Source organism: Kribbella sp. NPDC056951 (genome assembly GCF_042674205.1).
In the GTDB taxonomy this organism is placed as follows: domain Bacteria; phylum Actinomycetota; class Actinomycetes; order Propionibacteriales; family Kribbellaceae; genus Kribbella; species Kribbella yunnanensis.
On sequence record NZ_JBHUQZ010000008.1, the window covers coordinates 160,633 to 182,311 of the forward strand.

21 protein-coding genes are annotated in these 21,679 nt (G+C 68.0%); 14 read left to right on the plus strand and 7 right to left on the minus strand.

The window, feature by feature from the left end; all coding sequences use genetic code 11:
- Positions 1–76 precede the first annotated feature (76 nt).
- The 5 genes from ACFTSF_RS28455 (at position 77) to ACFTSF_RS28475 (ending at position 4,907) form a co-directional block, all read left to right on the plus strand.
- Positions 77–1,276, plus strand: coding sequence for a hypothetical protein (locus ACFTSF_RS28455; protein WP_380157081.1), 1,200 nt, complete (start codon positions 77–79; stop codon positions 1,274–1,276).
- A 9-nt stretch (positions 1,277–1,285) separates the two neighbouring features.
- Entirely contained in the window at positions 1,286–2,527 is a 1,242-nt protein-coding gene (locus tag ACFTSF_RS28460; protein WP_380157083.1) for an extracellular solute-binding protein, read from the plus strand.
- Positions 2,524–3,561: a carbohydrate ABC transporter permease gene (locus ACFTSF_RS28465; RefSeq protein ID WP_380157085.1), complete on the plus strand. Its 1,038-nt coding sequence runs from the start codon at positions 2,524–2,526 to the stop codon at positions 3,559–3,561. Before ACFTSF_RS28460 ends, ACFTSF_RS28465 begins: the two co-directional genes overlap by 4 nt.
- Positions 3,558–4,385: a carbohydrate ABC transporter permease gene (locus ACFTSF_RS28470; protein ID WP_380157087.1), complete on the plus strand. Its 828-nt coding sequence runs from the start codon at positions 3,558–3,560 to the stop codon at positions 4,383–4,385. The genes ACFTSF_RS28465 and ACFTSF_RS28470 overlap by 4 nt, the downstream gene beginning before the upstream one ends.
- A 126-nt stretch (positions 4,386–4,511) precedes the next feature.
- Positions 4,512–4,907: a hypothetical protein gene (locus ACFTSF_RS28475; protein WP_380157089.1), complete on the plus strand. Its 396-nt coding sequence runs from the start codon at positions 4,512–4,514 to the stop codon at positions 4,905–4,907.
- A gap of 43 nt (positions 4,908–4,950) precedes the next feature.
- On the opposite strand, the gene ACFTSF_RS28480 is transcribed toward ACFTSF_RS28475, so the two are convergent.
- The 5 genes from ACFTSF_RS28480 to ACFTSF_RS28500 all read right to left on the minus strand — a co-directional run bounded on the left by ACFTSF_RS28480 (position 4,951) and on the right by ACFTSF_RS28500 (position 9,559).
- Complete coding sequence (locus ACFTSF_RS28480) at positions 4,951–5,574, minus strand: response regulator (RefSeq protein WP_380157091.1); 624 nt, start codon at positions 5,572–5,574, stop codon at positions 4,951–4,953.
- On the minus strand, positions 5,571–6,818 hold the full coding sequence (locus ACFTSF_RS28485) for a histidine kinase (RefSeq protein WP_380157093.1): 1,248 nt from the start codon (positions 6,816–6,818) through the stop codon (positions 5,571–5,573). Before ACFTSF_RS28485 ends, ACFTSF_RS28480 begins: the two co-directional genes overlap by 4 nt.
- 16 nt (positions 6,819–6,834) lie before the next feature.
- Positions 6,835–7,587 carry an ABC transporter permease gene (locus ACFTSF_RS28490; protein ID WP_380157095.1) on the minus strand — a complete coding sequence of 251 codons (753 nt, stop codon included), beginning with the start codon at positions 7,585–7,587 and terminating at the stop codon, positions 6,835–6,837.
- Entirely contained in the window at positions 7,584–8,489 is a 906-nt protein-coding gene (locus tag ACFTSF_RS28495) for an ABC transporter ATP-binding protein (RefSeq protein WP_380157097.1), read from the minus strand. The genes ACFTSF_RS28490 and ACFTSF_RS28495 overlap by 4 nt, the downstream gene beginning before the upstream one ends.
- A 98-nt stretch (positions 8,490–8,587) precedes the next feature.
- Positions 8,588–9,559, minus strand: a complete 972-nt coding sequence (locus ACFTSF_RS28500) for a saccharopine dehydrogenase (RefSeq protein ID WP_380157099.1) — start codon at positions 9,557–9,559, stop codon at positions 8,588–8,590.
- A gap of 70 nt (positions 9,560–9,629) precedes the next feature.
- Here ACFTSF_RS28500 and ACFTSF_RS28505 point away from each other — a divergent pair, with 70 nt between their 5' ends.
- Positions 9,630–10,181 carry a TetR/AcrR family transcriptional regulator gene (locus ACFTSF_RS28505; RefSeq protein WP_380157100.1) on the plus strand — a complete coding sequence of 184 codons (552 nt, stop codon included), beginning with the start codon at positions 9,630–9,632 and terminating at the stop codon, positions 10,179–10,181.
- A 1-nt stretch (position 10,182) separates the two neighbouring features.
- On the opposite strand, the gene ACFTSF_RS28510 is transcribed toward ACFTSF_RS28505, so the two are convergent.
- The gene (locus tag ACFTSF_RS28510; protein WP_380157101.1) at positions 10,183–11,970 is read right to left on the minus strand and encodes an AMP-dependent synthetase/ligase; all 1,788 of its coding nucleotides are present in this window, start codon (positions 11,968–11,970) and stop codon (positions 10,183–10,185) included.
- Positions 11,971–12,076: 106 nt separating this feature from the next.
- On the opposite strand from ACFTSF_RS28510, the gene ACFTSF_RS28515 reads away from it, so the two are divergent.
- From ACFTSF_RS28515 to ACFTSF_RS28550, 8 genes are read left to right on the plus strand one after another with little or no spacing between them, the layout of a single operon-like run.
- On the plus strand, positions 12,077–12,970 hold the full coding sequence (locus ACFTSF_RS28515; RefSeq protein ID WP_344150671.1) for an SRPBCC family protein: 894 nt from the start codon (positions 12,077–12,079) through the stop codon (positions 12,968–12,970).
- Positions 12,971–12,976: 6 nt separating this feature from the next.
- A complete protein-coding gene (locus ACFTSF_RS28520) occupies positions 12,977–14,266 on the plus strand; it encodes an ArsA family ATPase (protein ID WP_344150674.1) in 1,290 nt (429 codons plus the stop codon).
- Entirely contained in the window at positions 14,263–14,643 is a 381-nt protein-coding gene (locus tag ACFTSF_RS28525; protein ID WP_380157104.1) for a hypothetical protein, read from the plus strand. Before ACFTSF_RS28520 ends, ACFTSF_RS28525 begins: the two co-directional genes overlap by 4 nt.
- The gene (locus tag ACFTSF_RS28530) at positions 14,634–15,593 is read left to right on the plus strand and encodes an ROK family glucokinase (RefSeq protein ID WP_344150680.1); all 960 of its coding nucleotides are present in this window, start codon (positions 14,634–14,636) and stop codon (positions 15,591–15,593) included. Before ACFTSF_RS28525 ends, ACFTSF_RS28530 begins: the two co-directional genes overlap by 10 nt.
- A gap of 55 nt (positions 15,594–15,648) precedes the next feature.
- The gene (locus tag ACFTSF_RS28535) at positions 15,649–16,782 is read left to right on the plus strand and encodes an ROK family glucokinase (RefSeq protein WP_380157106.1); all 1,134 of its coding nucleotides are present in this window, start codon (positions 15,649–15,651) and stop codon (positions 16,780–16,782) included.
- Complete coding sequence (locus ACFTSF_RS28540; protein WP_380157108.1) at positions 16,779–17,483, plus strand: endonuclease/exonuclease/phosphatase family protein; 705 nt, start codon at positions 16,779–16,781, stop codon at positions 17,481–17,483. The genes ACFTSF_RS28535 and ACFTSF_RS28540 overlap by 4 nt, the downstream gene beginning before the upstream one ends.
- Positions 17,484–17,512: 29 nt before the next feature.
- Entirely contained in the window at positions 17,513–19,807 is a 2,295-nt protein-coding gene (locus ACFTSF_RS28545) for a glycoside hydrolase N-terminal domain-containing protein (protein ID WP_380157109.1), read from the plus strand.
- An 8-nt stretch (positions 19,808–19,815) separates the two neighbouring features.
- Entirely contained in the window at positions 19,816–20,919 is a 1,104-nt protein-coding gene (locus tag ACFTSF_RS28550) for a hypothetical protein (RefSeq protein WP_380157110.1), read from the plus strand.
- Here ACFTSF_RS28550 and ACFTSF_RS28555 read toward each other — a convergent pair.
- Positions 20,916–21,668, minus strand: a complete 753-nt coding sequence (locus ACFTSF_RS28555) for an enoyl-CoA hydratase-related protein (RefSeq protein WP_380157112.1) — start codon at positions 21,666–21,668, stop codon at positions 20,916–20,918. The two genes, ACFTSF_RS28550 and ACFTSF_RS28555, sit on opposite strands and share 4 nt — an antisense overlap.
- Between the last annotated feature and the right edge of the window lie 11 nt (positions 21,669–21,679).

Consider the following 21,679-nt stretch of genomic DNA (forward strand, 5'->3'; position numbering starts at 1 on the left):
TGCGCTGAAGTATTGACGGAATTGGTCTACCTGCTTACTTTAGCTAGGAATTTTACCGCTAATATGAGGAGCGCAAGTGCTCACTGTGAGCTCCGACTCCAGCTATGTCGAGGACGCCTTCGCCTGGGCGTCGCGGCGTGCCCTGGACTGGGTCCAGACCGACGCTCAGCCGGGCAACCTGCCGTCGTACTGGGCCGGCTATCCGTCCCGGGAGCTGTTCTACTCGCGCGACATCTGTCACCAGGCCGCCGGTGCGCACCTGCTCGGTCTGGACGCGGAGAACTTCGCCATGTTCCGGCACTTCGCCCGGTCGGCGACCGCGCGCCGGAAATGGTTCCCGATCTGGGCGTTCCACTTCGACGGCCGGATCGCGGCCCTCGACTACCACGACGACGAGCACTTCGTCCGGGAGATCCCCGCGGTGTTCGACCTTTGCTACCGGGCGCTGGAACAGTACGACTGGACCGGCGCCCGCCGATGGCTCGACGACCCCGACCTCGCGACCTACTACGAGACGAGCGTCGGTGAGTTCGTCACGGCTCACGACGCCGATGGTGACGGCATCCCCGAGGCCGGCGGCACCGCCGACATCTTCCTCGGCACCGCGACCTACAACGAGCGCGAGGCGCCTCTGCTGATCGCGGGCGACGGGCTCGCGACGCACTACGCCGTACTGCGGAAGCTCGGCCGGGACGCGGAGGCGGATCGGATCGAGGCGACGTACCAGACCTTGTGGAACGGCGAGCACTATGCGCGCGGGGTCACCAAGGACGGCCTGGACTTCGACTGGGGGCTGGAGTCGCACACGCTGGCGCCGCTGTTCGGGCTCGGTGGGAACGAGCAGTCGCTCGACTGGCTCGAGTCCAAGATGAACTCGGATCCGCCGAAGAACATCGAATCGCTGAGCTACTACCCGGAACTGCTGTTCAAGTACGGGCGCGACGAGTCCGCCTGGCGCTGGACGAAACATCTGATCGACAGCCGGGACGACTATCCGGAGATCTCGTTCACCGTCGTCGAACACCTGGTCGCGGGCCTGCTCGGACTGCGTCCCAGCAAAGGCGCGGCGTTGAGTATCGAGTCCCATCTGCCTGCCGAGATCGGCCGGCTGACCGCTGACCACGTGCGGATCGGTGACTGGGATCTGCGCATCACCCAGGAAGCCCGGCACGCCACCGAAGTCACCGTGCACAGCGGACCTGGCGCGCTGCCGGTGACTGTCGGCGCCGAAACACATCCCCTCGAACCGGGCCGGACGGCCCGCTTCACCCCTTAAGGACCCCGCATGAAGCTTCGTTTGATCCCAGCCGCCGCCGCGCTCCTGCTCGCGGCCGGTTGCGCCACGACCAGCCAGCCGGCGAGCAACACGTCCAAGGACTCCGCCGACATCACGTTCTCGTTCTGGGGGACGAACTCCGAGGCCGCCTCGCTGAAGGCGATCGCGGCCGCGTTCGAGCAGGCCAACCCCGGGACCAAGGTGACCACCAACTGGATCCAGGCCGACTACGAGCAGAAGATCCAGACCTCGATCGCGGGCGGCACCCAGTCGACCGTGATGGAGATCAGCAACAGCAGCCTGGCCGGGTTCGTGCCCAGCTTCGCCGAGCAGCAGGTCGATCCGGCCAAGTACGTGCAGCCGAACATCTCGTCGGCTCTGCAGTTCGAGGGCAAGTACTACGCGATGCCGTTCGCCGCCAAGCCCAAGGTGATGGCGATCAACGTCGACTCCTTCAAGGCCGCCGGCGTCCCGTTGCCGAGTGCAACGACTCCGCTGACGCTCGACGAGTTCAAAGCGCTCGCTGCGAAGCTATCCCACGGTGACGGCAAGGCGCGCGTGTTCGGCTCGAGCAATCTCTGGTACCGCGGCTGGCTCACCGCCGCCGGGGGCGGCTACTACAACGCCGACGCGACCGCGTGCACGTTCGGCGACGAGACCGGTGTGAAGACCGCGCAGTACGTCGTCGATCTGCAGAAGGAGCGGTTGGCTCCGACGTCGACCGACGTACAGGGTCAGGATCAGGCGCAGTGGTTCGCGGCCGGCCGGCTGGCGATGTTCAGCGACTTCGGGCCGTGGACGGTCGCCGACTTCGCGAAGATCGCGAAGCCGAACTGGACGCTGGTCCCGGTCCCCGGCAAGGGATTCCCGATGGAGGTCGACGGCCTCGCGATCAGCAAGAAGGCGACCGGTAAGCAACTCGAGACGGCGAAGAAGTTCGTCGAGTTCGCCGGGACCGCGCAGGCCGCGCAGGACCTGCTCATCCAGGGGAACACGGCCCTCGGCGTACCGGTGATCGCCGCGTCGACCGCGACCCTGGAGAAGGTCCTCCCGGCCGATCGCAACCTGGCCGCGTTCACGACCGCGCTGAAGACAGGCCTGGTCGGACCCTCGGTCGCCAGGGAGGCGCAGATCTCCGGTGACGCCGAGAAGGGGATGAACAGCTACACCCCGCTCGGCACCGGCAAGGACGATGTCGCCAAGGTGCTGCCCGACCTCGCCACCAAGTGCACGGCGGCGCTGCAGAAGTGAACCCGACAATCGGCTGGATCCGCGAACTGGCGGCGTCGTGGGGCGTACCCGCCGTCCTCGTGCCGCTGGTCCCGTTCCTGCTTCTGCTGATCGCTCTGTACGCCGTGCTCGGGCTGGCGGCGTACGCGGCGCGGCGACGGTGGCCGCGGGCCGACAAGACGATCGCGTTCTGGATGTTCATCTCGCCCTGGCTGATCGGGTTCGCGATCTTCACGGTCGGGCCGATGATCTCGTCGATCTACGTCAGCCTGACTTCGTGGGACCTGATCACGCCACCGCAGTTCGTCGGTTTCGCCAACTACACCGAGGCATTCCAGGACCCGCGGGTCGGCCAAGCGCTGAAGGTGACACTCCTGTACGGCGTGATCAGCGTGCCGCTGCAGACTGCGCTCGCCTTCGTGGTCGCGTTGCTGCTGAACGCCGAACTGCCCGGGATGCGGTTCTTCCGGACCGTCTGGTACCTGCCGAGCCTGGTGTCCGGCGTGGCCCAGATGGTCTTGTTCCTCTGGGTGTTCAACCCGCAGTACGGGCTCGCGAACGACGTACTGGGCAAGGTCGGGATCGAGGGACCGGGCTGGTTCAACGACGCGTCCTGGGCGCTGCCGACGGTGATCCTGATGAGCCTGTGGACGGTCGGCGGCGCGATGGTGATCTACCTGGCCGGGCTGAAGGACGTGCCGACGAACTTGTACGAGGCAGCCGCGATCGACGGTGCCGGACCGCTGCGGATGTTCTGGCACGTGACCATGCCGCAGATGTCGCCGATCATCCTGTTCAACGCGCTCACCGGGATCATCGGCTCGCTGCAGATCTTCACCCAGGGCTTCGTCGCGAACGGCGGCCCGAAGGACTCACTGCTGTTCTTCGTCTACTACCTCTACGACAACGCGTTCCAGAACTTCCGGATGGGCTACGCGTCCGCGCTGGCCTGGATCCTGTTCGTCGTCATCCTCGCGCTGACCACGGTGACCCTGCGGGGGAGTGCCTTCGCTGTCTATTACGAGACTGAGTTGACCAGACGGAGGAAACGATGAAGCGCCGGGGCCTGCTCTCCACAGTTTGCCTGTACGTCGTACTGGTCGTCGGCTCGGTGGTGTTCGTGTACCCGTTCCTGTGGATGATCGCCACCTCACTGCGGTCCCTGGCCGGCGTGGGCAGTTCGGGGGCGAGCGTCGTACCGCAGGAGTTCTTGTGGGACAACTACCGGCGGGCGGTGACGTCGTTCCCGTTCTGGCGGTACACGCTGAACTCGGTGCTGACGACGTTGATCCCGATCGTCGGAACGGTCTTCTCCTGCACGCTGGCTGGGTTCGCGTTCGCGCGGTTGCGGGTGCGGTTCTCGGGGATCGTCTTCGGGATCGTGCTGGCGACGATGCTGCTGCCGGGGGAGGTGACGATGGTTCCGCAGTTCATGCTCTTCAACAACCTCGGGATGATAGACACCCTCTATCCGCTGATCCTGCCGGCGTTCTTCGGGTCGCCGTTCTTCATCTTCCTGTTCCGGCAGTTCTTCGCGCGGATGCCGTCCGAGCTGGCCGACGCCGCGGTGGTGGACGGGTGCGGCTGGTTCCGGACGTTCTGGCTGGTTTATCTGCCGCTGGCCCGGCCGGCCGTGGTGGCGGTCTCGATCCTGCTGTTCATGGGGTACTGGAACAACTTCCTCGGACCGGCGATCTACATCAATTCCGACCAGTGGAAAACGTTGCCGCTGGCCCTGGCCGGGTTCCAGTCGGTGAACGGCACGGACACCCCGTTGCTGATGGCAACCTCGCTGCTGATCACGCTGCCCTGCCTGGCGCTGTTCTTCGCGGCCCAGAAGCACATCACGCAAGGGATTACCTTCACCGGCGGAAAGTAATTGTCGGTAGCGTGGATGGTCCTCGCCGTCGTCACGTATGCCGCTCCGGTCAGTCTGGCCGGAGCGTCTGTGTCCCCCGCCCACGCCGAGAGCGCATCCGCGTCTCACGGCACGACTGCGATTCCCATGCCCGCAGACCTTAAGGGCAAGGCGAAAGTACTGGCTCCGCCGCCCGGCGGCTGGTCTGTACCGAGCCAGCGCAACTACACCATCACCGCCTCCTGTCAGTCGCACGCAGCTGCCATCCGGCAGGGTGCAGCAGCTTGGCAGGGTCTTCGGGAAGGTGGCGGTACTCCGGTCGAGTGCCGCAACGGCTACATCACCGACTGCGGTGGTGGCAGCAATGTTGTCGGCTGCAACTGGGGAGCCGGGCAACGAATCGCCTTGTACATGGGCGGTGTGAACGACGATGCGCTGCTGGTAGCGCACGAGTTCGGCCACAACTGGTACGGCCACTCGACCGTCCGGTGCGCCGCCTGGGACAGCCCCACCACGGTGATGTCACCGACCATCTGTAACTAGCTGGTTGGTGGTCCGGTCCGCACCTGCCGGCGGACCGGGTCCACTAGGCTCCCAGAATCCCTTGCTGGTAACCCTTCGCGACTGCCGCGGCCCGATCGTTCACGTCCAGCTTGGTGAAGATGTGGCTGAGGTGCGTCTTCACCGTGGCCTCGCTGATGAACAGCTCGCGCGCGATCTCGCGGTTCGAGGTGCCCTTCGCAACCAAGGCCAGTACTTCGCGTTCCCGGGCAGCCAACGGGCTCGGCGCCGGCGACTGGACGGCGGAGACCAGCCGGTTGGCGACCGCGGGGGAGAGCACCGCCCTTCCTGCCGCGGCCTCACGCACGCCGAGGAACAACTCCTCCGGCGGAGCGTCCTTGAGCAGGTAGCCGGTCGCACCGGCCTCGATCGCGGGCACGGTGTCGGTATCGGTGTCCCATGTGGTGAGCACCAGCACCTTCGCCCGGGCGCCGCGTCGCTGCAGCTCCGCGATCGCCTCGAGACCACTGCCACCGGGCATCCGCAGATCCATCAGGATCACGTCTGGGTCGAGCTCGGCCGCGAGTGCGACCGCCTCGACACCGTTGGACGCTTCGGCGAGCACGGTGAAGCCGGGGACCGACTCGAACATGCCGCGCAGCCCGTTGCGCACCACCGGATGGTCGTCGACCAGTAGTAGCGAGATCACGTGGTTCCCCGTTCGTCGACGACCAACGGTACGCGGGCGGAGACCGCCGTACCGGATCCTGGTTCTGCTTCCACCGTGAGTGAGCCGGCGATCCGCTCGGCGCGGGCCCGCATGCCGTCCAGACCGAACCCGCCGGTGCCGGTGCGGTTCGGAAGGTCCAGCGGATTGAATCCCGCGCCGTCGTCGCGCACGTCGAGCGTCACCTCGCCGTCCATGAAGCTGAGCGTGACACCGACTCGGGATGCGCTGGCGTGTTTGCCGACATTCGCGAGCGCCTCCTGGGTGATCCGGAGCAGCGTCGCGGAGATCTCGCCGTGCAGTCGTTGCGCGGACCCGGTGACTGTCAGGACAGTCGGTACGCCGGTGCGCTCCGTCCACTGGTCGACCGTTTTGCGCAGCGCCTCCGGGAGGCCGTCGTACGAGAGCCCTTCCGGAGCGAGGTTCTGGACCGAGCGGCGGGCCTCACCGAGGCTGTGCCGGGCCAGGTCGGTGGCCCGGGCGACATGCTCGTCCGCGACCTTCGGATCGGTCGTGGTCGAGACGACCTGCAGCTGGGCGATGATGCCGGTCAGCCCTTGTGCGAGCGTGTCGTGGATCTCCGCGGCCAGCCGACGGCGTTCATCGGCGACGCCGGCCTCGCGCGCCTGGATGAGGAGCTGCGCGTGCAGGGCGGCGTTCTCTTCGTGTGCCTGCTGGAGTTCGGCGATGGTGACGGCTCGCGCCCGCGACCGTTCCTCCTCCTGCTCCGAGAGTCGCCCGACGAAGGTCAGCAATCCGTTGTTGACCCCGAGCAGGCAGCCGAACACGATCCACCCCATCGCCCCGTCGGTCGGGATGCCGCCGATCTGCGCGAACGAGATCGGCACCGAACACGCGAACAGCGCGAGCCGGCGCCGGCGACGTCCGGGGACGAGGGCGTGCGCATCGAAGTACCCCGCGGCCATGAAGAACGCGAAGAAGCCGTTCAGCAGCGCGAGAGTGGCACCCAGCATCCAGCGGAGCACGAAGTAGGTGACAGAGACCCAGTCCGGCTCGGAGCGCCGGCGGCCCGCCCAGAGCCAGCCCAACTGGAGGACGACGGCCCCGCCGACCAGCGCGAGGACGAGGCGCTGCTTCCAGAGCTCCGGCGTGATCAGGTCGGAGGTGACGATCGCCAGGATGCCGGACAGCACGAGCAGCGTGGGCGGCGCCAGCCGGGTGAACAGGGCCCGGCGCCGATCGATGGAGTCGCCCGCTGTCGTCACGACCACAGTCTGCACGCTATTCCCAGCGGAACCAGCGCATCGCGGCCGCCGACAGGACCACGGCCCAGGCAGCCAGTACGCCGAGATGCGACCAGGCGGGCCAGTCGCCGCGCGCGGCCTCGCCGAGCGCCTCGGCCGCGGCACCGAACGGGGTGAGGGTGACGATGCGTGCCATCACGTCCGGCATCGCCTGCACCGGCACCCACACGCCGGCGGTGAACAGCGCCGGGAAGTAGGCCACAGTGCCGATCGCGGAGGCGATCTTGGCAGTCCGCGCCACAGCCGTGATCAGCGCGCCCAGCGAGAGTGCCGCAGTCGCAGTGAGAACCAGCGTGAGCGCATAGCCCAGCGGCTGACTCGGCAGCTTGACGCCGAACCCGAGCCGGCCGATCGCCAAGCAGAGCACCACCGAGGCCAGAGCTGCACCGCCGGCCAGAATCATCTGCGCCGACAGCAGAGCGGCCGGGCGAACCGGCGTCGTCGACATCCGGCGCAGGATGCCGCGCTCGCGGTACCCGGTGAGAACGGGCGGCAGCATCTGCAGACTGGTTGTGATCACCGAGACCAGTACGAGCACGGGGACATAGACGTCGATCGTCCGCAGACCGCCGAGACCCGCCTCGGGGTTTCGGAAGGACGGGATCGAGCCGAGGATCACCAGCAGGATCGACGGAAACGCCAGCCCCCAGAACAGAACCCCGGGTTCACGCCGGAAGAGCCGGGTCTCGGTCCGCAGAACAGCGGCGTACGGCGAGGTGGTGGCGCTCATGAGGTGGCTCCGGTCAGGTTCAGGAAGGCGTCGTCGAGGGTCGCGTCGGTGACGCGGAGCTGATGTGCGGTGATGCGGTGCCGCGCAAGCAGCGAGATGACCGCGTTGACGGTGTCGTCGGTGCCGCTCAACGTGATCCGCCCGTTCTTGTGCTCGACCGACGCGAGCGCGGGCAGCGCAGCCAGCTCCTCGTCATCGACGGGCGTTGACGGCGTGAACGAGATGACCGTCGAGCCCGCAGACCGTGCGATCAGTCCGTGCGGGGTGTCGAGTGCGGTGATGCGGCCCTGGTCGATCAGGGCGATCCGGTCACACAGCCGCTGCGCTTCCTCCATGAAGTGCGTGACCAGTAGAACCGTGACGCCGCGCGCCCGCACGTCCTCGACAACCTCCCACGTGTCGCGGCGAGCCCGCGGGTCGAGCCCGGTGGTCAGCTCATCCAGTACGACGATGCGCGGATTGCCGATCAACGCGAGCGCAATGAACAACCGCTGCTTCTGCCCACCACTCAACGTGCCGAACCGCTTCTTCAACATGCTCGCAAGCCCCAGCCGCTCCGCGAGCGCCCGCCAATCCGCCGGGTCCGGGTAGAAAGCGGCATACAGCTCAAGTGCCTCCTGGACGGTGAGCTTCGCCTGCAACTCACTCTCCTGCAGCTGAGACCCCAGCACCTTCGTCACCGCCACCCGATCCTGAGCCGGATCCAGCCCAGCGACCCGCACCTGCCCACCGTCCGCAACCCGCAACCCCGAGATGCACTCCACAGTCGTCGTCTTCCCAGCCCCATTAGGGCCGAGAATCCCGAAGATCTCCCCTTCCCCGATGCTGAAGGAAACATCGTCCACCACCACCCGCCCGCCGTACGACTTCCGCAACCCACTCACTTCCACGACCGATTCCATACCCCGAGTCTCGGCCGCACCCCCTTCCCCCCACATCCCCCGTTGAGCTCAACCCCACATCCCCCAATCGGCTGATCCACCAGGCGGGGGAGGTTGTTCTAGGACTGGGTGAGGAGGGCGCCGGTGGATTGGAGGCGGGTTCGGGCGTGGGTGGGGTTGATGAGGGATTCGGGGGAGTGGATGCCGGGGGCAACGGGGGTGCCTTGGAGGGTTAGGAGGCGTTCTACGCCTAGGGCGATGCCTGCGGCGGTGACGGGGCGTTGGCCGCCGGGGTGGGTGAAGTTGTGGGTGGTGGTGCGGGAGGCGGTTGACAGGCGGATTCGTACGTCGTGGGACGGGGTGCCGTGGTGGCGGCGGCCGGTGGATTCGCCCATGGCGAAGGCGAAGCGGACGTTGGGGGCGCCGGTGGCGAGGGCGAGACTTGGTACGTCGAGGATGCCGACGTACTGGCCGGGGAGGGTGTTGCCGTCGAGTCCTTCGACCTTGGTTGCGGGGTCGGCGAGCCAGCGGAAGGTGCCGTTCTCGCGGATGAGGGCTGCGGGGGATGCGTCGGCGAGGCGTTCCATGTCGGTGGCTGAGGCGGGGCCGCCGGCGTCTTGGTCGTCGAGGATTGCGGTGATCTCGATCGTTTCGACCGGGCCGAATTCGCGGGCTGCTTCGAGCGCGACGAGCGTGATGGCGCCGGCGGCCCAGTGGCTGGCTAGGAGGATCGGGGCGGTGGTGGGGCGCTGGGCGGTTGCGATCACCTCGGGTGCGATGTCGGTCAGGCCGCTGGAGATGCTCAGGTACGAGATCCCGTGGTCCTGGGCGTAGCGCAGACCGTGCAGGTGCTGGTCCCAGACGGTGGCGACGACGGCTGAGTACGACGTCGCGTCCGCCAGACCGAGGTCTTGTCGGGACAGGTCGGTCGTGGTGGCGGTCGCCGTACCGAGGGTGTCGGCGACACCCTGGGCGCGGGCGAGGTCGCGGCCGGCGATGGTCAGGGGGAGGTCGGGATACCAGTCGCGGAGCGTTGCTGCCGTACTGGAACCTGCTTGTCCTGAGCCGCCGAGCATGAGTACCGGGTGCATCATTCCTCCTAAGCTACATTTTGTAGACTACAAGTTGTAGCTTATGATCTGGGGCAACGCAAGGAGGGGCATGGCGGCTCGGATGTCCAAACAGGCAAGGCGCGATCAGTTGCTGGAGGCTGCCCTCGCGGTGGTCCGCGAGCGAGGGACCGACGGGCTCACGCTGGTTACGCTCGCCGAGGCGGCGGAGGTCAGCCGGCCGATCGTGTACGACCATTTCGGGACTCGCTCGGGGCTGTTGCTGGCGCTCTACCGGCTGCTCGACGAGCAGCATCGGGCTGCCGTCACCCAGGCGCTCGAGGGTGCCGCGTCAGCGGCAGATACCGCGGATGTCCTGAGTGCGGCCTACTTCGCTTGCGCGACTGATCTGCCGGAGTTCGCAGCGGTGTCCGCGGCTCTGAAGGGTGATCCGGAGGCGGAGGCCGCCCAGCACGAGTTGCTGGGCGACTACGTGAAGCTGATGGTGGGGGCGCTCAAGCCGCACTCGGCGCTCGCGCCCAAGGCGCTGCGGCTGCGGTGCCTGGGCCTGCTGGGCGCGGCCGAGGCGTTGACCGTCGAGCTGAACCACGGACGCATCACGGCCGGCGAGGCAGTGACTGCCTTCGCCGGCCTGATGCGCTGAACTACTTCGTGTAAAGGGCCTCGACGTCAGCTTCGTGGTTCGCCATCACGATGTGGCGGCGCAGCGAGAGCTTCAGGGACAGCTCGCCGGACTCCTGGGTCCAGTCGATCGGCAGGATCTGGAACTTGCGGATCGCCTCCGCCTTGGAGACCGTGCCGTTCGCCTCGTCGACCGCTTTCTGGATCTCGGCGATCAGGTCGGCGTCATTGGTCAGCGAGGCGACGTCGGTCGGCTTGTCGTGCGCGGTCGCCCACGGAACGATGTTCTCCGGGTCGATCGTGATCAGCGCGGCGATGAACGGCTTGCCGTCGCCGACGACCATGCACTGGCTGACCAGCGGGTGCAGGCGGATCTGGTCCTCGAGCACGGTCGGGGCGACGTTCTTGCCGCCGGCCGTGACCAGGATCTCCTTCTTGCGCCCGGTGATCTTGATGAAACCGTCGACGTCGAACTCACCCAGGTCGCCGGTGTGGAACCACCCGTCGGCGTCGATCGCTGCCGCCGTACCCTCGTCGTTCTTCCAGTAACCCGACATCACCTGGCCGCCCTTGAAGAGCAGCTCGCCGTCGTCCGCGACACCGACCGTCACACCAGGAAGCGGCCGGCCCACGGTGCCGATGCGGATGTCGTCCGGCAGGTTCACCGCGACCGCGGCGGTGGTCTCGGTGAGGCCGTAGCCCTCGAGAACCGGTACGCCGATGCCACGGAAGAAGTGACCGAGTTTGTCGCCGAGCGGCGCGCCGCCGGAGACGGCGTACTGGACCTTGCCGCCGAGGACCGCGCGGAGCTTGCTGAAGACGAGGCGGTCGAAGAGGGCGTGCTTTGCCTTCAGGCCGAAGGACGCGCCACCCTTGTCCTGCGCCTGGGAGTAGGCGATCGCGGTCTCCGCGGCGGCGTCGAAGATCTTGCCCTTGCCGCTGGAGTGCGCGTTCTGGCTGGCCGAGTTGTAGACCTTCTCGAACACCCGCGGCACGCTCAGGATGAAGGTGGGCTGGAAGGAACCGAGGTCGGCGACCAGGTTCTTCACGTCCGGGCTGTGCGCGACCTTGACCCGCTTCATCACGCAGCCGACCTGGATGATCCGGGCGAAGACGTGGGCCAGCGGCAGGAACAGCAGCGTGCTCGCGCCGTTGGTGTCGAACAGTTCGTCGAGGATCTTGACCGCCGGGGTCAGCTCGGCGAGGAAGTTCCCGTGGCTGATCTGACAGCCCTTCGGCCGGCCGGTTGTCCCCGAGGTGTAGATCAGCGTGGCCAGGTCGTCGGGCGTTACGGCCGTACGGCGCTTGTCGTACTCGGCGTCGGAGATCTGGCGGCCGAGCTCGGTGAGCTGGTCGACGGCGCCGGCCTCGATCTGCCAGACCTCCTGCAGTGCCGGGGCCTCGGCCCGGGCGGACTCGACGACAGCGCCGTGGGTCGCGTTCTCGACGACGGCCACGACGGCCTCGGAGTCGGTCAGGATCCACTGGACCTGCGACGGTGACGAGGTCTCGTAGATCGGCACGGTGACCGCGCCGATGCTCCAGATCGCATAGTCGATCAGGGTCCACTCGTAGCGGGTCGGGCTGAGCAGTGCGACCCGCTCGCCGTGCTTCACGCCGGCCGCGATCAGGCCCTTGGCGACCCCGATCACCTCGGCGGCGAAGTCGGCCGCGGTGACGTCCTGCCAGGCCTCACCCGACCGGCGGCTGAAGACCGGCAGCTCGGGATGCGAGGACGCGTTGGCCCACACCGGGTCGCTCAGGCTGCCGGTGGGCGGCTCAGTCACAGCAGGAACGGCGTACTCACGCATCCACGGTCTCCTCAGTCGGTCACGAATTGTCGACTTTCGCGGCACGCTACAGTCACCTACCCGGAAGTAGCCAGGTTTATGTGACCCAGGGAACTAGGTTCTAGGCATGCCCACGCTCGACATCAGTTGCGACGACTTGGTCGTTGCTGATCCAGCCTACGTCGCCGAGCGGCTCGGCTCCGACACCCTGTGGCACGAATGGTGGCCGGAGCTGACCTTGACGCCGTCCGAGCGGCGCGGTCTGGAGGGGGTCCGCTGGGCTGTCACCGGGGCCGCGATCGGTACGGCGGAGTGGTGGCTGGAGCCGGTTCGGGACGGGGTCGTCGTGCACTGGTACCTGCGGGTCGATCCGGCTCGCCCGGTCCGGGGCCGGGCGCTGACCAGGGTGCGGGAACGGTACGTGACGCAGTACCGGGAGCGGTTGTGGGCGTTCAAGGACGAAGCCGAAGCGGGCCGCGCCGCAGGCGAGCGACGTACCGGGCACCAACCCGCGATAGTCTCTCGCTCTGAGCAACTCCCGCACGATCAGTACCCGTTTGAGCAGGCCCGGCAGCGAAGAGGTGAATCGATGGCGGAACAGACCACCTCGACCATCGTGGTGAACGCGACCCCCAAAGAGATCATGGCGGTGATCGCGGACTTCGCGGCGTACCCGGAGTGGGCCGACTCGATGCGGGAGACCCAGGTGCTGTCCACCGACGAGGCCGGCCGGCCCAAGCAGGTCCGGTTCAAGGTCGACGCCGGCGCGATCTCCGACGAGTACACGCTGGACTATGTCTGGTCCCGCAACGAGGTCACCTGGACGCTGGTCGAGGCCAAGATGGTCAAGGGGATGGACGGCGCGTACGTGTTGCGCGACCTGGGGGCAGAGGGGACCGAAGTGACGTACCGGCTCGCAGTCGACGTGGCGATCCCGATGATCGGCATGCTCAAGCGCAAGGCCGAGAAGGTCATCATCGACACAGCCCTGAAGGGGCTCAAGAAGCGCGTCGAGTCCTGATCAGACGTGACTCGGGTACTGCTGTACACAGGTAAAGGTGGCGTCGGCAAGACGACGTCGGCCGCGGGCACGGCCACGCTCGCCGCGTTGCGCGGGCTGCGCACGCTGGTGCTGTCGACGGACGCCTCGCACTCGTTGTCGGACGCCTTCGACTCCGAGGTCGGCCAGGAGCCGACCGAGATCGACGACCTGCTGTTCGTCCAGCAGATCGACGCGCAACGCCGGTTCGAGCGGTCCTGGGGTGACATCCAGGCCTATCTGCGGTCCGTGCTGCACATGGTCGGCGTGGACCCGATCGAGGCCGAGGAGCTGACCGTGCTGCCGGGCGCCGAGGAGGTGCTCGCGCTGCTCGAGGTGCGCGACCACGTCCGGTCCGGGCGCTGGGACGTGATCGTGGTCGACTGCGCGCCGACTGCCGAGACACTGCGGCTGCTCGCACTGCCCGATGCGCTCAACTGGTACATGGAGCGGATCTTCAACGCCGAGCGCAAGGTGATGCGGACGTTCCGGCCGTTCCTGAGCCGGTCGTCGAGTATCCCGATGCCGGACGACACCGTCTTCGACGCGCTGCGCCGGTTGCAGAGCGACCTGGCGGACATTCGCGCGTTGCTGGCCGGCCCGGACGCTTCGGTGCGGCTGGTGCTGACGCCGGAGGCTGTGGTGGTGGCGGAGGCTCGACGTTCGCTCACGCGCTTGTCCTTGTACGGGTATCGGGTCGACGGCGTGGTGGCCAACCGGGTGTTCCCGGCGGCCGGCGCCGACACCTGGCGACGGCAATGGGTCGCGGCTCAACGCGGCATCCTGGAAGAGGTGGCCGATTCGTTCCGGCCGTTGCCGATTTGGGAGTCGCCGTACCGGGTTTGTGAGCCGGTCGGTGTTGAGGAGTTGGCCGCTTTCGCAGTCGAGATGTACGGCGGGGATGACCCGTTCGCGCGGGCCACCGAAGAGACTTCGTTGTGGGTGGATCGGCACATCGACACCGACGGCCGCACGTACACGCTGACGATGCCGTTGCCGCTGGCCTCCGCTTCGGAACTCGAGTTGGCGCGTCACGGTGACGAGCTGATCATCACGGTCGGGTCTTACCGGCGGGTGCTGCCGTTGCCGGCGGCGCTCGCTCGGGGTGTGGTGGCCGGGGCGCGGTTGGACGACGGGCGGCTGCAGGTGCGGTTCTCGCCGCGCGAGGTGGCGCGACCGCTGCCGATCGAGACGGCGTCCGAGCTGGCTCAGGGGCTGACGGCTGAGTACAACGCTCAGCAGGAGCCGCGCGAGGCTGCGATCGGAGAGAGCCGGTGAGCCCCAAGGAAACGGTGGGGTCGGTCGCTGAGGAGGCCGCCAAGCTGTTCGCCGTACTGCAGGCTGCTGCTGGTGAGCACACAGCTGAAGAGCCGGCTGATTCGCATGAGCACAAGGCCGGCCCGGACTGTGTTTGGTGCCCGGTGTGCCAGCTGATCAACAAGGTGCGCAACACCAGCCCGGAGACGATCGAGCAGCTCTCGACAGCCGCCGCCCACGTGCTCGGCTCGGTCCGTACGTTGCTGGAGTCGGCGGCCGAGGTCGCCCGGCAGAAGCAGGAGGACGCAGCGTCGCGTTCCTCGAAGTCTGAAGAGGAGCCGGTCGCACCCAAGGTGGACCGGATCGACGTGAGTGAGGACCCCGAACCATGGGACTGACCATCGGTATCGATGTCGGCGGGACGAAGATCGCCGCCGGTGTCGTGGACGCGGACGGCACGATCGGTGCCCGCACCCATCGCGACACCCCGGCCGACTCGGTCGACGCCACCGCTGCGGCGATCGTCGACGCGGCCGCCGAGCTGATCGCCGCGCACGAGGTTGAGGCGGTCGGGATCGGTGCGGCCGGGTTCGTTTCGTCGGACCGGTCGACTGTGCTGTTCGCGCCGAACCTGGCTTGGCGGGACGAGCCGCTCGGGGCCCGGGTCGCTGAGCAGCTGAAGATCCCGGTGGTGGTGGAGAACGACGCGAACGCCGCAGCCTGGGGTGAATTCGCCTTCGGTGCCGCGCGGGACGCCGAGCACATGGTCTGCATCACGGTAGGTACCGGTATCGGCGGTGGCGTGGTGATCGACGGTGAGCTGCTGCGTGGTGCGCATGGTGTCGCCGCCGAGCTCGGCCACATGCGCGTCGTACCGGGTGGTCATCGGTGTGGTTGTGGAGCGCGTGGTTGCTGGGAGCAGTACGCATCTGGGCGGGCGCTGGTGCGCGAGGGGCGTGCGCAGGCGGAGTCCGGTTCGCTGGCCGCTGCGCAGATGCTGAGCGTCGGCGGGATCACTGATCCGGCTGAGTTGACCGGGCCGATGATCACCGAGGCCGCCGCCGCGGGGGATCCGTGCGCGATGGAGCTGCTGGAGGATCTCGGCCGGTGGCTGGGTGAAGGGCTGGCCAGTATCGCCACGCTGTTCGACCCGACCACGATCGTCATCGGGGGTGGCGTGAGCGCGGCCAAGGAGCTGCTGATGAAGTCGGCCCAGGTCGCGTTCGAGAAGAACCTGCCGGCGAAGGCGAACCGGCCGCACCCGTCGTTCGGGCTCGCTCAGCTGGGCAACGACGCGGGCATGATCGGTGCCGCAGATCTGGCCCGTCGGCCCGTCCCGGTCAAGTGATTCGAGTGCTGCGGGATACTGGATCTACCGAGGGGGACACGACGAGGAGGCTCGTGTGGCTCTGACGCAGGCTTTGACGATCGGCATCGACATCGGTGGCACCAAGGTCGCCGCCGGTGTGGTCGACCCCGAAGGCAACATCCTGGACCGGCTGCGCCGGGACACGCCGACCAAGGATCCGCGCGAGACCGAGGACGCGATCGCCGAGATCGTCCGTGACCTCGAGTCGCGGCATGACGTGATCGCGGTCGGCATCGGAGCCGCCGGATTCGTCGACGGGACCCGGTCGTCGGTGCTGTTCGCACCACACCTGGCCTGGCGGCACGAGCCGCTGCGGGACGCGGTCGAACGACGCCTCGGCGTACCGGTTGTGGTTGAGAACGATGCGAACGCGGCGGCTTGGTCGGAGTGGCGCTTCGGGGGTGGGCAGGGCGAGAGCCACCTGGTCTGCGTCACGCTGGGTACCGGTATCGGCGGGGCGATCCTGAACGACGGTGCGTTGCAGCGCGGGAAGTTCGGTATCGCGGGGGAATTCGGGCACATGCAGGTCGTGCCGGGCGGGCATCGCTGTGAGTGCGGCAACCGTGGTTGCTGGGAGCAGTACGCCTCCGGGAACGCGCTGACCCGGGAGGCGCGGGAGCTTGCGCTGTCCGGTTCGCCGGTCGCGCACAATCTGTTGCGGGCGGCCGGTGGGGACCCGCGCAAGATCAACGGACCGATGGTCACCGAGCTGGCGAAGGACGGCGATCCGGTCGCGGTCGAGCTGCTCGAGGATGTCGGTCGCTGGTTGGGGATTGGGCTGGCCAACCTGGCGGCTGCTTTGGACCCGGGCACCTTCGTGATCGGTGGTGGGGTGTCGGACGCGGGTGAGCTGCTGCTGGCGCCGGCGCGGGAGGCATTCAAGCGGACGCTGACCGGCCGTGGTTTCCGGCCGGAGGCGCGGATCGTGCGTGCGGTGCTGGGGCCCGAGGCGGGCATGGTTGGTGCGGCCGACCTCGCCCGCGAAGAGGCAACCTGGTTGCGCCGGGTCCGCGTCAAGACAACCGCAGTCACGGCGAAGACAGCTGCTGCGCGCGGCCGGTCCACGCGGGTCGAACGAGCCGCCCGCAAGTCGGCCGCCCGCCGTACCGGCCTCCGCGCCGCCTCGGCCCCCGAGACGACCGTCGAGCTGGACGACTCGGAGGCATGACCGAACAGCCCGCCGTCCTCAGGGTTCTCTCCTACAACGTGCACCGGTGGGGGGACGACCGGGAGGCGTTGGCTCGGGTGGTGCGGGCTTGTGCGCCTGATGTGATGTTGGTGCAGGAGGCTCCTACGTGGTGGGGGACTCGGCGGAAGCGGCGGGCTATGGCGGCTAGTTTTGGGCTGCGGTACGTCGCCGCTTCGGCGCGGAACGCGGTTTTGGTTGCTGACAGCATCGATCTCGTGCAGGCGTTGCACTGGCGGATTTGGCGGCCGTTCGTCCGTCGTCGGCTGCGGCTGATTGCGACGCAGCTGCCTGGCGGTGCGGTCGGTGGGCGGGTGACGTTGGGGTCGGCGGAGTTGGCGCTGGTCGTGTGCCATCTGGGGCTGCACATTCTTGGGCGGCAGCACGAGTTGGAGCAGGTACTGCGCGGCTGCCGATCGTTCGGTACGCCGTACCTCCTCGTCGGTGATCTCAACGAGACGCCGGACGGTCCGGTCTGGAAGCGATTGGCCGATGAGGGGCTGGTCGACCTCGGGGTGGACGCCGGGCCGACGTTCAGTTCGAGTGATCCGCATAAGCGGATCGACGGGGCGCATGTCTCGCCGGAGCTCTCCGGGCGGATTCTGCCGATGCCGCCGGAGGTCGCGGACGACCTCCCGAAAGCATCCGACCACCTTCCCCTCTTGATTGAACTCCACCTCTGAGACATAGGATCTCTCCTATGGTGAATCCGGTGAGCAGCTTGCGCTACGACCGTCCGGCAGGGGAGTGGGTTGAGGCGTTGCCGCTGGGCAACGGCCGGATCGGGGTGATGTGCTTCGGCCGGCCCGGGACCGAGCGGCTCGCGCTGAACGACGAGACGCTGTGGTCCGGCAGCCCGGAGACGCAGCGGCTGCTCTCGGTACCGAAAGGTGCGGTCGGATCGCAGGCTGTGCAGGCGGTTCGGGATGCCGTCGCGGCCGGCGACGTACGGCGGGCGGAGGAACTCGCCGGTGGTCTCCAGGCCGGTCACTCGCAGGCCTACCTGCCGCTGGGCGACCTCCTGCTCGACTACACCGTCGACGGCGAGCCCACGTCGTACCAGCGTGCCCTCGACCTCGATTCGGCGACGGCCACCGTTGAGTACGAGATCGGAGGTCTCACCGTTCGCCAGGAGGCGTTCGTGAGTCATCCGGCGGGCGTGTTCGTCGTCCGGGTGACGGCGTCGGCGCCGATCGGGGTAACCGCCCGGCTGATCACGCAACTGCAGTCCTCGCCGGTTGAAGGCGGTCTGCTGATCCAGGCTCCCGCCGACGTCGCCCCGCCACACCGCCCAGGCGTCGTACCGGTCCGCTACTCGGATGGCCCCGACCGGGGGATGGCCGCCGCAATCGCGCTCCGCATCGCCAGCAACGGCTCGGGTGGCGGGATGTCTGCGGCCGACGCCACTGAGATCACCTTCGTCTTGTCGACCGCGACCGGTTACGTGGATCCGGCGACCGCGCCGACGCGGACGGGCGAGGAGTGTTTTGCTGAGGCGGACGAGCGGGTGCGGGCCGCGCTCAGCCGTGGGTACGACGAGTTGCTGGCTGAGCATGTTGCCGACCATCGCGCGCTCTACCGCCGGTCGACGTTGGACCTCCCCGCGACGGACGCGGCCGAGCTGCCGACCGACCAGCGGCTCGCGCACTCCGACGATCCCGCGCTCGCCGCGCTGATCTTCAACTACGGCCGGTACCTGATGATCGCGAGCTCGCGGCCGGGTGGTCTGCCGACCAACCTGCAGGGGATCTGGAACGACATCCTGCAGCCGCCGTGGAGCTCCAACTACACGGTCAACATCAACACCGAGATGAACTACTGGCCGGCCGAGACCACCAACCTGTCCGAGTGCCACGAACCGCTGCTCAGCTATCTCGGCCACCTCGCCACGGCGGGCCGCCGTACGGCCGAAGAGCGCTACGGCGCACCGGGCTGGACCGCGCACCACAACGCCGACGCGTGGTGCTGGACCGTCCCGGTCGACGGCAACCCGAAGTGGTCGAACTGGCCGATGGCCGGCACCTGGCTGGTCCGGCATCTGTGGGAGCACTACGCGTTCACCGGCGACCGTGAGTTCCTCGAGCGCGCGTGGCCGGTGCTGCGGGGCGCCGCGGAGTTCTGCCTCGACTGGCTGACCGAGCTCCCCGACGGCACGCTCGGTACGTCGCCCTCCACCTCCCCGGAGAACGAGTACGTCGCCGCCGACGGCGAACCGGCGTCTGTCACGGTCTCGTCGACGATGGATCTCGCGCTGATCGCCGACCTGTTCGACCGCTGCGTCGAGACCGCCTCGGCACTCGGGCTGACCGACGTACTGGTGGATGAGTTCGCGGCCGCCCGGAAGCGGATCCCGGAGCCGTCGATCGGCAGCCAGGGCCAACTGCAGGAGTGGGCGGCTGATCTGCCTGAGCAGGATCCGCACCACCGGCACATGTCGCATCTGATCGGACTGCACCCGGGCGACCTGATCACCCCGGACAGCACACCCGAACTCGCGGCCGCAGCCACGCGGACGATGGACCTGCGCGGCGACCAGGCCACCGGCTGGTCACTCGCCTGGAAGATCAACCTCCGTGCCCGTCTCCGCGACGGCGGGGCCGCGCACCGGCTGGTCCGCGCGTTCCTGACCCTGGCTGACGACACCGAGACCGACTACGTCGGCAGCGGCGCAGGCGTCTACCCGAACCTGCTGTGCGCGCACCCGCCGTTCCAAATCGACGGCAACTTCGGCGCGACCGCAGGCATCGCCGAAATGCTCCTCCAAAGCCACACCGGCGAGCTGGAACTCTTCCCGGCTCTCCCGACCGACTGGCCCACCGGCACCATCACCGGCCTCCGAGCCCGCGGCGGCGTCACCATCGACCTCACCTGGTCCCCGGCCAGCCGCAAAGCCACCTTCACCGCCGACCACGACCAGACCCGCACCATCCGGTACGGCGACAGCCGCGTCCCACTCGAGTTGGTCGCCGGATCGACGTACCGGCTGGACCTCCTCGCACTGCCATAATCGCCTGAATGGCGAAACGTTCCAGCCGCGCCTGGCGTGAGTATCGGGCCGACTATCTCAGTCGGCCCGACCAGGCATCCGAAAGCGCCCGGATCCTCACCGGTGCCAAAGTTTGTTCGCGCCTGCTCGCGATCGGCGCCGTACTGTGTCTCGCCACGATCGCGGCCCGGCTGTTTACCGGCAGTGCGGACTTGTCCCTCGGGGGCGTCACTCTTCCGCTCGACTTCGCCTGGGTGGGGCTGTTGGCACTGACAGCGGCGCACGCGTTCACCGGTGCGTTCCTGGCCCATCGCATCACGGCCTACCTGCCGTACCTGCACCTGCCCGAGCAGGCCCTGCAGGTGTTCCGCGAGGTCACGAGCAGCGGCAATCCGTTCGTCTTCGGGATGCGCTCCCGGGCGCTGCCCCGACGCCCCGGCGGCAGGTATCACCCGATGAGCCTGCGCGATCCGTCGGCCTGGGTCGCGTACGGCGCGGCTGTGATCCTGCTGCTCGCGGTCATGCCCTGGCGCGTGGAGGCGGGCCGGATCGTCCTCGGCAGCTGGACCCAGGTGGTACTGGCGGTCGTCCTCCTCGCCGTGAACTGGTGGGCCGGCTCGGTCTGGATGGTTTCGCTCTCCCGGCTGCACTACCTGGGGAGCGAGCTCCGCGATCTGCCCAGCGGACCGCTCCGCCGCGACGAACTGCTTCGCCTGCTGGAACCGCTTGAGCCCGCGTACGTCGAGGCGTTGTCCGAGGTCGATCTCTACCGGCTCGCGAACCTTCTGCAGCGCTTCATCGAGTTCCCGGTACCGCGCTCCGATGTCCGCCTGTGCATCGGCCCGCACGCCGAGACCCGCCGCCAGTACCGGGTCGGGCCGACGGGCCTTTGCGTGGGCCACTACCAGCGGATCGAAGCCACCTATCTGCAGGTCACGGCGGTGGGGCAACCGCTCGTGCTGTCCGAGCTGTCCCGCGGGGCCGGGGCGTCCGAACGCATCCAGCGCTGGTCACCTGACCACTCGTCACCCGAAGAAATCGAGCGCTGGGTGTCCGGACGCGGCCGGCGCTGGCCCGGCCGCCGCAAGCTTCGAGGCCCCAAGCGCGACCGTTGGTGGCGCTTCGTCTCCTAGCTCTTCTTCTTCCGGTTGAGGAAGGCGAGCATGGCCTCCTGGGCGGCGGGGGAGCCGAAGAGGCCGGCGGAGAGTTCGGCGAGTTCGGTGCCGCGGGCGTCGATGTCGGCGAGGAGTTCGCGGTTGAGCAGCTTCTTGGTCTCGCGGAGGCCCTGCGGGACGCCCTTGAGGACGGACTCGAGCAGGGAGTCGAGGGCGGTGTCCAGCTCGTCGTCCTTCACGGTGAGTGTGACGAGACCGAGGCGCGCGGCCTCCAGGCCGTCGAAGGCGTTGCCAGTCAGGAACGTGTACGCCGCCGCGCGGTCGTTCAGGCGGGCGAGCACGGTCAGCGAGATCGTCGCGGCCGCGAGTCCGAGGCGGACCTCGGTCAGGGCGAACGTCGTACTGGCTCCGGCGACGCTGATGTCGGCGGCCGCCACGATGCCGATACCGCCCGCGCGGACTGGGCCGGCCACTCGCGCGATGACGGGCTTGGGGTTGGCGACAATGGCGCGCTGGACGTCGACCATGCGCTGAGCGCCGACGCCCATGCCGACACTCGTCGCCTCGGACATGTCGGCACCCGAGCAGAACACGTCGAGCGCCGAGCGGATCACGATCACCCGTACGGCGTCGTCCGCGGCCGCGCTCTCCAGGTGCTCCAGGAGTTCACCCGTGAGTTGCTGGGAGAGCGCGTTCTTGTTGTGCGGCGAGTCCAGGGTGATGGTCGCCACGCCGTCGGCGGTGCTCAGGTGCACAAGCTCGGTCATGGGTTCATCCA

Coding starts and splice junctions, on each gene's coding strand:
- ACFTSF_RS28470 (WP_380157087.1), top strand. CDS start 3,558: ATGAAGCGCCGGGGCCTGCTCTCCACAGTTTGCCTGTACGTCGTACTG.
- ACFTSF_RS28500 (WP_380157099.1), bottom strand. CDS start 9,559: ATGCACCCGGTACTCATGCTCGGCGGCTCAGGACAAGCAGGTTCCAGT.
- ACFTSF_RS28510 (WP_380157101.1), bottom strand. CDS start 11,970: ATGCGTGAGTACGCCGTTCCTGCTGTGACTGAGCCGCCCACCGGCAGC.
- ACFTSF_RS28475 (WP_380157089.1), top strand. CDS start 4,512: ATGCCCGCAGACCTTAAGGGCAAGGCGAAAGTACTGGCTCCGCCGCCC.
- ACFTSF_RS28460 (WP_380157083.1), top strand. CDS start 1,286: ATGAAGCTTCGTTTGATCCCAGCCGCCGCCGCGCTCCTGCTCGCGGCC.
- ACFTSF_RS28505 (WP_380157100.1), top strand. CDS start 9,630: ATGGCGGCTCGGATGTCCAAACAGGCAAGGCGCGATCAGTTGCTGGAG.
- ACFTSF_RS28555 (WP_380157112.1), bottom strand. CDS start 21,668: ATGACCGAGCTTGTGCACCTGAGCACCGCCGACGGCGTGGCGACCATC.
- ACFTSF_RS28515 (WP_344150671.1), top strand. CDS start 12,077: ATGCCCACGCTCGACATCAGTTGCGACGACTTGGTCGTTGCTGATCCA.
- ACFTSF_RS28540 (WP_380157108.1), top strand. CDS start 16,779: ATGACCGAACAGCCCGCCGTCCTCAGGGTTCTCTCCTACAACGTGCAC.
- ACFTSF_RS28495 (WP_380157097.1), bottom strand. CDS start 8,489: ATGGAATCGGTCGTGGAAGTGAGTGGGTTGCGGAAGTCGTACGGCGGG.
- ACFTSF_RS28490 (WP_380157095.1), bottom strand. CDS start 7,587: ATGAGCGCCACCACCTCGCCGTACGCCGCTGTTCTGCGGACCGAGACC.
- ACFTSF_RS28530 (WP_344150680.1), top strand. CDS start 14,634: ATGGGACTGACCATCGGTATCGATGTCGGCGGGACGAAGATCGCCGCC.
- ACFTSF_RS28550 (WP_380157110.1), top strand. CDS start 19,816: ATGGCGAAACGTTCCAGCCGCGCCTGGCGTGAGTATCGGGCCGACTAT.